At 65.3% G+C, this 13,414-nt stretch carries 11 protein-coding genes; 1 reads left to right on the forward strand and 10 read right to left on the reverse strand.

The features are described 5' to 3' along the window. Positions 1-164 precede the first annotated feature (164 nt). Entirely contained in the window at positions 165-1,292 is a 1,128-nt protein-coding gene (locus E8F12_RS11935; RefSeq protein WP_280325439.1) for a glycoside hydrolase family 5 protein, read from the forward strand. On the opposite strand, the gene E8F12_RS11940 is transcribed toward E8F12_RS11935, so the two are convergent. The 10 genes from E8F12_RS11940 to E8F12_RS11985 all read right to left on the reverse strand — a co-directional run. Beyond that, on the reverse strand, positions 1,278-3,047 hold the full coding sequence (locus E8F12_RS11940) for an SbmA/BacA-like family transporter (RefSeq protein ID WP_280325440.1): 1,770 nt from the start codon (positions 3,045-3,047) through the stop codon (positions 1,278-1,280). The two genes, E8F12_RS11935 and E8F12_RS11940, sit on opposite strands and share 15 nt — an antisense overlap. Before the next feature lie 578 nt (positions 3,048-3,625). Further along, complete coding sequence (locus tag E8F12_RS11945; protein ID WP_280325441.1) at positions 3,626-5,320, reverse strand: NahK/ErcS family hybrid sensor histidine kinase/response regulator; 1,695 nt, start codon at positions 5,318-5,320, stop codon at positions 3,626-3,628. Then, on the reverse strand, positions 5,304-6,467 hold the full coding sequence (gene ercA, locus E8F12_RS11950) for an alcohol dehydrogenase-like regulatory protein ErcA (protein ID WP_280325442.1): 1,164 nt from the start codon (positions 6,465-6,467) through the stop codon (positions 5,304-5,306). Before ercA ends, E8F12_RS11945 begins: the two co-directional genes overlap by 17 nt. Before the next feature lie 224 nt (positions 6,468-6,691). Continuing rightward, the gene (locus E8F12_RS11955; protein WP_280325443.1) at positions 6,692-8,551 is read right to left on the reverse strand and encodes a S9 family peptidase; all 1,860 of its coding nucleotides are present in this window, start codon (positions 8,549-8,551) and stop codon (positions 6,692-6,694) included. Beyond that, the gene (gene pqqE, locus E8F12_RS11960; protein ID WP_280325444.1) at positions 8,517-9,668 is read right to left on the reverse strand and encodes a pyrroloquinoline quinone biosynthesis protein PqqE; all 1,152 of its coding nucleotides are present in this window, start codon (positions 9,666-9,668) and stop codon (positions 8,517-8,519) included. The genes E8F12_RS11955 and pqqE overlap by 35 nt, the downstream gene beginning before the upstream one ends. Next, positions 9,637-9,918, reverse strand: coding sequence for a pyrroloquinoline quinone biosynthesis peptide chaperone PqqD (gene pqqD / locus E8F12_RS11965; protein WP_280325445.1), 282 nt, complete (start codon positions 9,916-9,918; stop codon positions 9,637-9,639). Before pqqD ends, pqqE begins: the two co-directional genes overlap by 32 nt. Next, positions 9,915-10,667, reverse strand: a complete 753-nt coding sequence (pqqC, locus tag E8F12_RS11970) for a pyrroloquinoline-quinone synthase PqqC (protein WP_280325447.1) — start codon at positions 10,665-10,667, stop codon at positions 9,915-9,917. The genes pqqD and pqqC overlap by 4 nt, the downstream gene beginning before the upstream one ends. A gap of 64 nt (positions 10,668-10,731) precedes the next feature. Then, positions 10,732-11,646, reverse strand: a complete 915-nt coding sequence (gene pqqB, locus E8F12_RS11975) for a pyrroloquinoline quinone biosynthesis protein PqqB (protein ID WP_280325448.1) — start codon at positions 11,644-11,646, stop codon at positions 10,732-10,734. 47 nt (positions 11,647-11,693) lie between these two features. Beyond that, positions 11,694-11,765: a pyrroloquinoline quinone precursor peptide PqqA gene (gene pqqA, locus E8F12_RS11980; protein WP_072432761.1), complete on the reverse strand. Its 72-nt coding sequence runs from the start codon at positions 11,763-11,765 to the stop codon at positions 11,694-11,696. A gap of 392 nt (positions 11,766-12,157) precedes the next feature. Next, on the reverse strand, positions 12,158-13,414 hold a 1,257-nt coding region (locus tag E8F12_RS11985), incomplete at its 5' end, for an aldehyde dehydrogenase family protein (protein WP_280324543.1).

Below are 13,414 nucleotides of genomic sequence, written 5' to 3' on the forward strand. Positions count from 1 at the left end.
GCCCATGACCTAGGCTTGCACAGGCAATCCGGAAGAGTTCCAGAGACTCGGGAAAGGAGCAGCGCAACAAGGGATTGGCCGAAACAGTGCCGGCATTTCCCAGAGCCCGGAGTGATTCTGTCCTCGTTGTTCATGCAGTTCATGCAGACCACAGGAGTGCAGTCATGGAGCAACAGATTCCCCTACACACCAACCCCGGCCAGAAACTGCGCGGGGTGAACCTGGGCGGCTGGCTGGTTCTGGAGAAATGGATGACCCCCAGCCTGTTCGAAGGCTTGCAGGCCACCGATGAAACGACCTGGTGCGCCGAGATGGGCGCACGTGCCCCGGAAAGGCTCAAGCAGCACTGGAACAGCTTCATCACCCGCGAAGACTTCGCCTGGCTGCACGAGCACGGCATCAATGCCGTGCGCATTCCGCTCGGCCACTGGATCTTCGGCCCGGATTACCCCTACCACCGCAGCTACGGCGATAACCCCCACCCTTTCGTCGAGGGTGGAATCGAGGTACTCGACAGGGCGTTTGCCTGGGCGGACGAATTCCAGCTGAGGATAGTCCTGGACCTGCACGCCGCCCCCGGCTGCCAGAACGGTTTCGATAACGGCGGGATCAAGGATGTCTGCGAATGGCACACCCAGGCGCAATATCGCGAGCACTCGCTGAATGTGCTGGAACGCCTGGCCGAGCGTTATAACGGCGAGCCCAGCCTGCATGCGATCGAGGTGCTCAACGAACCACGCTGGGATGTGCCGACCGATTACCTGAAAAGTTACAACCTTGATGCCTACCAGCGCATTCGCCGGTACTGCAAGGCCGAGCAGGTCAGCGTGGTCTTCCATGACGGCTTCCGCCCGTTCGAGCAGTACCTAGGTTTCATGCAGTCGCCGGAATTCTCCAACGTGGTCTTCGATATCCATCGCTACCAGTGCTTCGAGCGCTGCGACATCGACAGCGACATCTATTCCCACGTTCACAAGGCCAGCGGCCTATGGAAAACCGAAGCCGACGGGATCATCGAGCAACTGGGGTTGCCGACCTATTGCGGCGAATGGAGCCTTGGCCTCGACCTGAAAGTGGTCTCGCTCTGGGCCGAAGGGCCGTTCAACCATGCCCTGGAAAGCATGGACAGCTTCCAGAAGGACATCGCCTATCGCGGCTATGCCGCTGCCCAGTTGCTGACCTTCGAAAAGTACCTGGGCTGGTTCTTCTGGAGCTACAAGACCGAAACCACGCCAGCCTGGTGTTTTCGCGAATGCGTCCAGCGCGGCTGGTTGCCTTCAACCTTTTCTTAGCGCCCGTAGCGGCGTGCCATAACCGAGCGGCTCCTCCTCCTGCGGCAGGTGATTGAGCAGGAGCTTGCGCTGGTAGTGACGGTCGAGGCCGGTCTGGAAGCTGATGGCCAGCAGCGTCGTGTCGGGCAGTTCCCGGTGCAGCATGTCCATCAGGTACTCCTCGCCCTTGGGCTCGAAGACACTGGTCGCCTCTTCGATGAACACCCAGGACGGTTGCTGCAGGAACAGCCTGGCAATGCCCAGCCGCTGCTGTGCGCGCAGTGGCAACACGCTGTGCCAGTTGTCGGCCTCATCCAGCCGCGCGGCCAGCCAGGCGACCCCGGCGCATTCCAGGGCATGCTGCATGGCACTGGCAGTGAAGGTACCCACCGGCTGCGGATAGCTCAGCACCGATTGCAGGCTGCCAGGCGGCAGGAATGGTCGTTGCGGCAAGAAACAGATCGCTGGCCCCGCCGGCAGCGAGACCTCGCCATGCCCCCACGGCCACAAGCCGGCCAGCACCTTGAACAGGCCGATGGTGATCGCCGGATCGCCGGATATCAGCACCCGCTCACCACGCTGGATCACCTCGTTGAGGCCCTCGATCAGAATCTTCCCGTCGGGATTGGAGATGCACAGGTCGCGCAGCACCAGTTGCGCCTGGTTCGACTGCGCCAGGCTGATGCGGTGCTCCTGCCGCATGGTGGCCTGTTCTTCCAGTTGCAGCAGGTCGTTGTAGAGGCTCATCACCCGGTCCGCGGAAGCCCGGCAACGGGCAAGCTCGGGAAGGTTGTCGATCGGCCAGGAGAGTGCCGAGGTCAACTGCTGGAAGGCTTGCGCGGCCTGCATCAACACCCCCAGGGTCATGCTGCCGGCAATGTACTGGGGCGCCATGACCAGGATCGGGAACACCGGCAACAGCACGCCGTAACCCGATGTGAACGACACGATTCCCAGAAAGGCGAGGGTCTGCCGATACCAGCGGTGCCCCAGTTCGGCGAAAACGGCCGTCGAACTGCGCCGCTCGACCTCTTCGCCCTGCATCAGCGCGATCGACTCGGAGCGTTCCCGCGCATGGGCCAGGCCAAAGCGGAAATTCGCCTCCGCGGTCTGCAGCTTGTTGGTCGCCCGGACCAGCGGCCGTCCGAGCAGCAGCCCGAACAAGGCGCCGCCCCCCGCATAGGCGAACGCCAGGATGACCATGTAACCCGGAACCAGCATGCCGGTCCCGGGAATATTGGCGCTGCCGGTAACCTTCAGCAGGATGCCGACGAAACTGCCGAAGATCAGCAGCGAGTAGACCAGCGAGTGAATCAGGGCGATCGTGCTGCCGGTCACCACCTGGATATCTTCGGCGATTCGGCCATCCGGGTTGTCGTGCTCGCCTTCGGTCAACTGCAACTGGTAGTGATGCCCATGGGCCATCCACCGGTCGAGCACCTTTGCCGTCAGCCATTTGCGCCAATCCAGCTGTAACCAGCGCTTGACCTGCATATGCAGCGCCGTAACGCCCACGGTCAGCAGGAGGATCACCACGAAAGTGCCGATCTGCACCATCAGGCGGCTCAGCGACTTCGCTTCCAGGGCATCGAAGAGCGCGCGGTTCCAGTAGTTCATCCAGATCACCAGGCCGACCTGGGCCAGGGTGAGCAGCAGCAGAGCCAGGGAGAAGCCGCGCGCCTTCCACTTCTGTTCGGAATTCCAGTACGGCATGGCCAGGCGCAGGAACTGCCAGCGCGATTTCGACGGTTGCCGAATTGCTGCCAACCGGGCCATCTAGCCGCTACTCCGCGCGTCTCGCCGGCGCTGCCGCTGATTCGCCAGGCCATAAGGCACCGCGACACCTACGAGCAGGTTCAGGCTGGGAATGTCGGGCTGTTGGCTGGTCTGGCTGGCACCACGCCCGTGCGCGGTGCTGCGTACTCTCCACAACAAAGGGGTATCCGTACCCGCCCCTACAATTGGCAGAAAAATCATCAGACCCCCTGCTGCTAGAGGCCGGAGCCTCAGGTTGCTCAGCGTACTCCGGGGAGTGCGTCGTCTACCCTGTGTAACTTTTAGTAGTCGGCCAGGGCATTACCGCGAGGCGCAACGACGCTGTGAGAGCGAACGTTGGCCGGTGATGCAGTTGGCGGCTCGTTGAGCTCTGCGCTGGGCTGCACCAGGTAAGTTTCATTCAAGCACAGGGAACCCGACCCGCACGATTCTTCCGGACATTCGAGCGCGCCGGCCCGACAGAGGTGGCAGTAGAGGTCGATAGAGGTCGATCGGCGGGCAGGAGCAGCAGGCCGCAGCGAACGAATTCGCTCCTGCAAAAATTCGCCCGGCCAGCATTGAGCCAGGCCCGAGCCGCCTCAGCCAGCATTGCCGATCAGTTGGCTGAGCACCGCCCGCAACTTGCCGGGTTTCACCGGCTTGTTCAGCAACGGGACGCCGGGGTTTCTCAATTTGCGGCGGCACTGGTCGCTGCGGTCGGCGGTGATGATCACCGCCGGAAGTTCACGGGCGAAGTGCTGGCGCAAGGCCTGGATCACATCGCAGCCAACAACGCCGTGGTCCAGGTGGTAATCGACCAGGATCAGGTCCGGCGCCTGGCCCTGCAGCGCCTCCAGCGCGCCGTCGATGTCGGTGGCGGTGAGCACCTGGCAACCCCACTGGCCAAGCAATGCCGCCATGCTCTCGAGAATCCCCGGTTCGTTGTCCACCACCAACAGGCGCTGGCCAGGCAACGGGTCGCCGGTCACCGGCCGCGCTTCCAGCTTCGGCTGTACCTGTGGTGGCGCCTCCGCCAGGGGAACTTCAATGCTGAACACCGAGCCGCGCCCCAGCTGCGAGCGCACCTCCACCCGGTACAGCAACATGCTGGCGATACGGTCCACAATCGCCAGGCCCAGGCCAACGCCCTTGCGTTCCGCGGCCCGGCCCACGTCCAGCTGGTTGAATTCGAGGAAGATCGCCTGCAACTGGTCCGCCGGTATTCCCCTCCCGCTGTCCCAGACTTCGAGCCGCAGCCGGTCGCCCCGGCGGCGGGCGCCGAGCAGGATGCGCCCGCGCTCGGTATAGCGGCAGGCATTGCTGAGGAAGTTGCGCAGGATGCGCGTCAGCAGGCGGAAGTCGGTGTTGATGCATAGATGCGGAATGCGTACCCGCAGCTCCAGCCCGGCGGCGTCGGCCACGCTCTGGAACTCCGAGGCCAGGGGGCCGAGCACCTCATCCAGCGAGTAGACGTCCAAGTCCGGCTTGATCGCGCTCTGATCAAGCTTGGAGATGTCCAGCAGGTCGGTGAGCAGGTCCTCGGCACCCTCCAGCGCCTGGTGGGTGCGCTCCACCAGTTGCTGCTCGGCCGCCGGCAGCTTGCGCTCGCGCAGGGTCGAGACCAACAGGCGCGCGGCATTGAGCGGTTGCAACAGGTCGTGGCTGGCGGCGGCCAGGTACTTGTCCTTGCTCAGGTTGGCAGCCTCGGCGGCGTCCCGCGCTTCGCGCAATTGCTCGTTCAGCCCCTGCAACTCGCGGGTGCGCGCCAGTACCCGTTGTTCCAGTTCGTCATTGAGGGTCTGCAGGCGTTGCTGGGCCAGGATGCGCTCGGTGATATCGGCGACGAAACCTTCCACCAACCCTTCTTCATCAGGCTTGAGCAAGAGGTTCATCAGCACGTCCACATGGCTGCCGTCCTTGCGCCTGAGCCGTGTCTCGTAGCCGAACAATCCGCCTTCCCGCTGCAGGGCGCGGCGAATCCGCGCCAGCTCGGCGGCGCCACCGAAGAACAGCTTGTCGGCCAGTTCCACCAGCGGCCAAAGGCAATCCTGCGGCGAGTCGTAACCGAGCATCTGCGCCAGGGCCGGATTGGCGGCACGCATGCCGTCCTGCAGGCTGGCCTGGAAGATGCCGTGCACCGCGTGTTCGAACAGCCATTTGTAGCGATTGCGCTCGGTCTCCAGCTCCTCCAGCCGCGCCAGCAGCTCCGGGTAGTGGCTCTTGCGCGCGGAATGGCTGCCCAGGCCGAGCAGCCCGGTGAGGGCCTCGCGCTGCTCGTCAGAGGGCCTCGGCATAGACCACCTCGACATCCCGCTGGCTGGATTCGCGCGGGTTGGTGAGGATGCAAGGATCGCCCATGGCGTGACGTGACAGGAACGGAATGTCCGAAGTGCCGACGCCGTGCAGGCGCAGGGTCTCGTGGAAACCGACCGCGTGCTTGAGGGTCACCAGGTGCTCCACCAGGCGCTGGCGCACCTGGTTCTGGGTCAGGCCGCGGCAATCGATGCCGAAGGTCTCGGCGATCACCTTGAAGCGTTCCGGCGCGGCGCTGTAGTTGAACGCCACCACATGTTCCACCAGCACCGCGTTGCACAGGCCGTGAGGCAGGTCGAGGAAGCCCCCGAGGCTGTGGGACATGGCGTGCACCGCACCGAGAATGGCGTTGGAGAAGGCCAGACCGGCCTGCATGCTGCCGAGCATGATCTTCTCGCGCAGGGCGATGTCCTGGGGATGGGCGATCATCGCCACCAGGTTGCCGTTGATCAGGCGCATGGCCTCCAGCGCATGGGGGTCGGTGAGCGGCCCGTGGCCGGTGGAAACGAAGGCCTCGATAGCGTGCACCAGGGCATCGATGCCGGTACAGGCCGACAGGAAGGGGTCCATGCTCAGCGTGGTTTCCGGATCGATCAGCGACACGTCCGGCACCACCGCCTTGCTGACGATGGAGAACTTCATCCGCTCCTGCTGGTTGGAGATGATCACGAACTGCGAGACATCGGCCGACGTGCCGGCCGTGGTGGGGATCAGGATCAGCGGCGGGCTGGGCACGCTGAGGGTGTCCACCCCTTCGAATTCGAGAATGTTGCGACCATGGGCGGCCACTATGCCGATGCCCTTGGCGCAATCCATGGGACTGCCGCCGCCCACGGCGACAATCACGTTGCAGCCCATGGCGCGGTAGATCTCGGCGCCCTGCATCACCTCCTCCACGCGCGGGTTGGGCGACACCTGGGTGTAGAGGCAATAGTCAATGCCCTGGGCCTGGAGGCTGGCCTCCACATCGGCTACCCAGCCGGCGGCCTGCACGCCGGGGTCGGACACCACCAGCACCTTGCGCGCGCCGAAGGTGCTGGCGTAGTTGCCGACGTTGTGCCGACAACCGGCGCCGAAAATGATCTCGGGAGAAACGAACTTGCGAAGCAGGCTGATATCGTGACGCATCAATCGGCTCTTTTTTGTAGTTATGGGGTGAGTAGGACCCAGCCTACTGGATTCGCGGGCCATTTCAATCAGACCTTGGCCTGTTAGCCGTACTCCAGCTTGTGCGAATTCATTCGCGATGGGCAGCACAGCTGCCCCGTAGGTTGGTGCTGAGCGAAGCGAAGCCCAACGATCCGAGGTCAGGGTTGTTGGGCTTCGCAGGCTCAGCGCCAACCTACAAGGGCTTATCGCCCATTGAGGAACTTCCGGTAGAACCCCAACTCCGCCTCCAGCGCATGGGCCAGGTTGGCCGCTTGGCGGAACCCATGCTGCTCTTCGGGATAGACGTGGCATTCCACCTGTTGCCCGGCTTCGCGCAGGGCTTCGATCATACTGGCTGTCTGCTCCGGCACCACCACCGCGTCCTGCCCGCCCTGGAAGAAAATCACCGGCACGGCGATTTCCCGCGCCCGCAGCAAGGGCGTGCGTTGCCGATAGCGCTCGGCGTCCTGCTGCGGGTCACCGATCAGCCAGTCCAGGTAGTCGGCCTCGAACTTGTGGGTCTTCTCCCGCAGTACCAGCGGGTCGCTGACCCCGTAGTAGCTGGCGCCGCCGCAGAACGGCGTATCCCCTGCCAGGGCCAGCAGTGTGGTGAAACCACCGGCGCTGGCGCCGCGGATAAAGGCCTTGGCCGGGTCTATCAGGCCAAGCTGGTCCAGATGGGCCAGCAGTGCCTTGGCGTCCTGCACATCCAGCTCGCCCCAGCCGCCGGCGAGGCGCTGCCGGTAGGCCCGGCCATAGCCGCTGCTGCCTCGATAATCGAGGTCGGCCACGGCGAAGCCGCGCTGGGTCCAGAACTGGATGCGCGGGTCGAAGACCGGTTGGCAAGCAGAGGTCGGACCGCCGTGGCAGAGGACCAGCAGCGGTGGCCGTTGCCCCTGCGGCCCTCGATAGCAGTCGTTGACCGGCGGGTAGAAGAAGGCATGCGCCCACTCCCCTTCCCCTACGACGAAGCGCAACGGCTGGGGTCGGGCGATTTCCTCGGGCGGCAGGCCGGCGCCGCCTCCGGCCAATACCTGCACGGCGCCGCTGGCGCGGTCGATGGCCAGCACGGCACTGGCGCTCGAAGGCCCTGCAGCTATGCAATAGAAATTCACCGGGTCCGCCGCCAGTTGGCGAAAGCGGCTGTAGGTGCTGGCCAACGGCTTTTGGTCGGAGCCGACGAGGTAGCCCTGGCCCTCCCTGAGCCAGCTGCGCAAGCTGTCATCCGGCAGGTAGTTGCAAGTGCCCAATTGCCAAGGCGCCGGAGCATGGTCGGCCGCTTCCGCGGGCAAGGGGTGCAGTCCGTCGACCGCCAGCCGCCAGGGCTGCCACCAACCGTTGCCGTCGCTCAAGCAGTGCAGGCGGCCCAGGGCATCGAAACGCGGCTGCTGCAGGGATTCTCCGCCCTCCCCGCCAGCCACCACCTCAGGCGGTCCCCAGCCCTCGCCCTGGCGCCTGCGCAGACAGAGCCGCGTCTCCGTCCAGGGCTGCGCCGGGCGGCTCCATTCGATCCAGGCAAGAATCTGGCCATCGGGACTGATACGCGGCGCGGCATAGAAGTCGGCGCCCTCGGCCAATACCTGACGGCGACCATCGGCCAGGGCGATGGCCACCAGCCTATGGCTCGCCAGCTCTTCCTCCACCGCCAGCACGGCGCCGACCTGTTCCCAGGGCCAGAGGTCGCCATAGCGACACGGGGAATTGCCGGTCAGGGGCCGAGGCGCTCCGTCCAGAGTCTGGAGATGGAGCTGCTGGTCCGCCTCGTTGACGAACACCACTGCGTCCGCCACCAGGCAGAAGGCGCCGCCACCGTACTCGTAGACCCGGCTGCGCAGGGAGAAACCGGCGGGGGTCAGGCAGCGGGCCGCGCCCGCCTGCCAGTGCCACAGGGTAGTGCGGCCATCAGCGGGGTCGAACAGGCTCCAGAACAGCCCGGCAGGGCCGGCGCGCAGTTCGGCCAAGTCGCCGCTGGCAGCGACGGCCCGCTCCGCGCTCCAGGGGCTGTCCCAGAAACCGAAGGCGCGGGTTTCAGGCGCGGCAGATGATTTTCGAGGTGCGCTCATTGCGATAGGTCAGTTGTTCCAGCTCCAGGGGAGCATGCTCCGCCGCCTCTCGCGCCGCCAGGATCTTGCCGTGGTGGGCCGACTTGGCACACACCGGATCGGCGTTGCTGGCGTCCCCGGTGAGCAGGAAGGCCTGGCAACGGCAGCCGCCGAAGTCCTTCTCCTTCTCGTCGCAGGAGCGGCAAGGCTCGGGCATCCAGTCGTAGCCGCGAAAGCGATTGAAGCCAAAGGACTCGTACCAGATGTGGCGCAGGCTGTGCTCGCGCACATTGGGGAACTGCACCGGCAGCTGGCGCGCACTGTGGCAAGGCAGCGCGGTGCCGTCCGGGGTGATGTCGAGGAACAGGTTGCCCCAGCCGTTCATGCAGGCCTTGGGGCGCTCCTCGTAGTAGTCCGGGGTGACGAAGATCAGCTTGCAGGGGTGCCCTTCGGCAGCCAGCTTCGCCCGGTAGGAATGGGTGATGCGCTCGGCGCGCTGCAGCTGTTCGCGGGTCGGCAGCAGGCCGGCGCGGTTCAGTTCGGCCCAGCCGTAGAACTGGCAGGTGGCGAGTTCGACGAAGTCCGCCTCCAGCTCCAGGCACAACTCGATGATGCGCTCGATGCTGTCGATGTTGTGCCGGTGGGTGACGAAGTTCAGCACCATCGGGTAGCCCTGCGCCTTCACCGCGCGGGCCATGGCCAGCTTCTGCGCAAAGGCCTTGCGCGAGCCGGCCAGCAGGTTGTTCACCTCCTCGTCGGCGGCCTGGAAGCTGATCTGGATATGATCCAGGCCGGCGTCCTTGAATGCCGCCATGCGCGCTTCGGAAAGGCCGATGCCGGAGGTGATCAGGTTGGTGTAGTAGCCCAGTTCGCGGGCAGCGCGGATCAATTCCTCGAGGTCCTGGCGCACCAGCGGCTCGCCACCGGAGAAACCCAGCTGCGCGGCGCCCAGTTCGCGGGCCTGGCGGAACACCTCGATCCACTGCGCGGTGGTCAGCTCCTCACCCTGCTTGGCGAAGTCCAGCGGGTTGGAGCAATAGGGGCATTGCAGCGGGCAGCGGTAGGTCAGCTCGGCCAGTAGCCAGAACGGCGGCCCCGGCTGGGTGTCAGGCGTCGAGTTGCAACCAGAACTGGGCATGGGCCACCTCGATGAAAGCCAGTATGTCTTCGTCCAGGCCGGGCACGTCGGGGAAGCGCCGGCGCAGGTCGAGAATGATCTGCGCCACCGAACGCTGGCCGTCCACCAGGCGCAGGATCTCCCCCGCGCTTTCGTTCAGCCGCACCATGCCCTCGGGGTAAAGCAGCACATGGCAGCCCTGGGCCGGCTCCCATTGCAGGCGGAAGCCCCGGCGCAGGTTGGGCACCTGGTGCCGATTGAAATCAGTCATAGCGCGATCCCCCGGTGCCAGGCCCGCTCGCGGGTCACCGTGTGGTAAGGCGGACGTTCCAGTTCAAAGGCCATGCTCATGGCGTCGAGCATGCTCCAGAGCACGTCCAGCTTGAATTGCAGGATGTCCAGCATGCGCTGCTGGGCCTCCCAGGTGCGGTAGTGCTCGAGGGTGATGCGCAGGCCGTGCTCCACGTCGCGGCGCGCCTCCTTCAGGCGCTTCCTGAAGTAGTCGTAACCGGCCGGGTCGATCCAGGGGTAGTGCTGCGGCCAGGCATCCAGCCGCGACTGGTGGATCTGCGGGGCGAACAGCTCGGTCAACGAGCTGCTGGCCGCTTCCTGCCAGCTGGCGCGGCGGGCGAAGTTGACGTAGGCATCCACTGCGAAGCGCACGCCGGGCAGTACCAGTTCCTGGGACAGCACCTGCTCACGCTCCAGCCCCACCGCCTCGGCCAGACGCAGCCAGGCCTCGATGCCGCCTTCCTCGCCGGGCGCGCCGTCGTGATCCTGGATGCGTTGTATCCATTCGCGGCGGGTGTCGCGGTCCGAGCAGTTGGCGAGAATGGCGGCGTCCTTCAGCGGGATGCTCACCTGGTAGTAGAAGCGGTTGGCCACCCAGCCCTGGATCTGCTCGCGGCTGGCGCGGCCCTCGTACATGGCGCGGTGGTAGGGATGGTGGATGTGGTAGCAGGCGCCCTTGGCGCGCAGCGCCTGCTCGAATTCCGCGGGAGTCATGGCGTGCTGGCTCATGCTCGGAGTCCTCGTAGAGTGCGCTGTGCGCACCGGAAACAGGTCATGGTGCGCACGGCGCACCCTACAACTCGATGCTCATGCCGTCCCAGGCGACTTCGATGCCGTGACGGCCCAGCTCGGCGCGTTCGGCCGAGTCGACGTCGAGGATCGGGTTGGTGTTGTTGATATGGATGAGCACCTTGCGCGGGCCCTGCAGGCAGTCGAGCACCTCGAGCATGCCGCCGGGGCCGCTCTGCGGCAGGTGGCCCATCTCGCTGCCGAGCTTGTCGCCTACCTCGCAGTGGCGCATCTCGTCATCGCGCCAGAGGGTGCCGTCCACCAACAGGCAGTCGGCACGGCGCATCCAGCCGAGCAGCGTCTCGTCCACCTGGCCGAGGCCGGGGGCGTAGAACAGCGTGCCGCCGCTTTGCAGGTCCTCCACCAGCAGGCCGATGTTGTCGCCGGGATGCGGGTTGCCGCGGTGCGGCGAGTAAGGTGGCGCGCTGCTGCGCAGGGGGATGGCGGTGAAGCGCAAACCCTGGCAGGCGGGAATCTCGAACGCCGGGCTGGCAAGGTCGATGGGGTTCCAGGCGAGGCCACCGTTCCAGTGCTCGAGCATGCGGAACAACGGGAAGCCCGTGGTCAGGTCCTGGTGGACCATGTCGGTGCACCAGACCGGGTGCGGGCAGCCCTCACGCAAACTGAGCAGGCCGGTGACGTGGTCGATCTGGCTGTCCAGCAGGATGATCGCCTGGATACCGGTATCCCGCGGGCGGCGCGCCGGTTGCAGCGGCGGGAAGGCTTCGAGCTGGGCGCGGATGTCCGGTGAGGCGTTGCACAGCACCCAGTCGATGCCATTGGCGCTGATGGCGATGGACGACTGGGTGCGTGGCTGGGCCCGCACCTTGCCGCTGCGTACGCCCCGGCAGTTGCGGCAGTTGCAGTTCCACTGGGGGAAGCCGCCACCGGCGGCCGAGCCGAGAATCTGGATATGCATGGAATGAGCCCTGGGCGGGGGCCCCGGCAGGGCCGGGGCGATGCGGATCAGCGGTTGGCGAAGTACAGGGTGACTTCGAAACCAATGCGCAGATCGGTAAAGGCGGGTTTAGTCCACATGGAGCAATCCTCTTGTTATGCCGCCGGAGGATTCCGGCAAGTCCAGTTAAACACCGGCCCGGAGGGGCCCGAATGGTACTTTCGGAGGAGATTCGCTCGTGATTTGGTAGGGGCCGGACGGCCTTTGTGGGGGCGATTTCAATCGCCAAGGGCTGCGCAGCAGCCCCCTGCAAGGCCCAGGGGCAGGCCTTCGGCCTGCATGGCGAATGAATTCGCCCCTACAAAGGATCGTCCCACCAAATGTGCCTGGAAAAAGAAAAACGCGGCCGAGGCCGCGTTGCGAAGAAACCCTGCCGGGCGTTGGAATGGGAGGCGCTAAATCCCGCTGACAGGGCTCGATCGGCAAAGGGAGTCTGGCGCCCATACCGGCGCGCCACGGGGTCGATGATGAATCAGAAGAAGCCCAGCGGATTGACGTCGTAGCTCACCAGCAGGTTTTTGGTCTGCTGGTAGTGGTCGAGCATCATCTTGTGGGTTTCGCGGCCGACGCCGGACTTCTTGTAGCCGCCGAAGGCAGCGTGGGCCGGGTACAGGTGGTAGCAGTTGGTCCACACGCGGCCGGCCTTGATGCCACGGCCCATGCGGTAGGCGCGGTTGATGTCGCGGGTCCAGAGGCCGGCGCCGAGGCCGAACTCGGTGTCGTTGGCAATCGCCAGGGCCTCGGCCTCATCCTTGAAGGTGGTCACGCCCACCACCGGGCCGAAGATCTCTTCCTGAAACACGCGCATCTTGTTGTGGCCCTTGAGCAAGGTCGGCTGGATGTAGTAGCCGCTGGAAAGGTCGCCACCCAGGCGCTCGGAGCTGCCGCCGGCGAGCAGTTCGGCGCCCTCCTGCTGGGCGATGTCGAGGTAGGAGAGGATCTTCTCGTACTGCTGCTGGGAGGCCTGGGCGCCGACCATGGTCTCGGTGTCCAGCGGGTCGCCGCGCTTGATCGCCTTGATCTTCTTCATCACCTCGACCATGAAGGGTTCGAAGATCGACTCCTGCACCAGGGCGCGGGACGGGCAGGTGCAGACCTCACCCTGGTTGAAGAAGGCCAGCACCAGGCCCTCGGCGGCCTTCTCGATGAAAGCCGGCTCGGCCTGCATGATGTCTTCGAAGAAGATGTTCGGGCTCTTGCCGCCCAGTTCGACGGTGGAGGGAATGATGTTCTCCGCCGCGCAATGCATGATGTGCGCGCCCACCGGAGTCGAGCCGGTGAAGGCGATCTTGGCGATACGCTTGCTGGTGGCCAGGGCCTGGCCCGCTTCCTTGCCGAAGCCCTGGACGATGTTGAGCACGCCCGGCGGCAGCAGGTCGCCGATGATTTCCGCCAATACCATGATCGACAGCGGGGTCTGCTCGGCCGGCTTGAGCACCACGCAGTTGCCGGCGGCGAGCGCCGGGGCCAGCTTCCAGGCGGCCATCAGCAGCGGGAAGTTCCAGGGGATGATCTGGCCGACCACGCCCAGCGGCTCGTGGATGTGGTAGGCGACGGTGTTCTCGTTGATCTCGGCGGCGCCGCCTTCCTGGGCGCGGATGCAGCCAGCAAAGTAGCGGAAGTGGTCGACGGCCAGCGGGATGTCGGCGTTCAGGGTCTCGCGTACGGCCTTGCCGTTGTCCCAGGTCTCGGTGACGGCGAGGACTTCCAGGTTCTGTTCGATGCGGTC

Origin of the sequence: Pseudomonas sp. BN102 (genome assembly GCF_029871245.1) — a bacterium.
GTDB lineage: Bacteria > Pseudomonadota > Gammaproteobacteria > Pseudomonadales > Pseudomonadaceae > Metapseudomonas.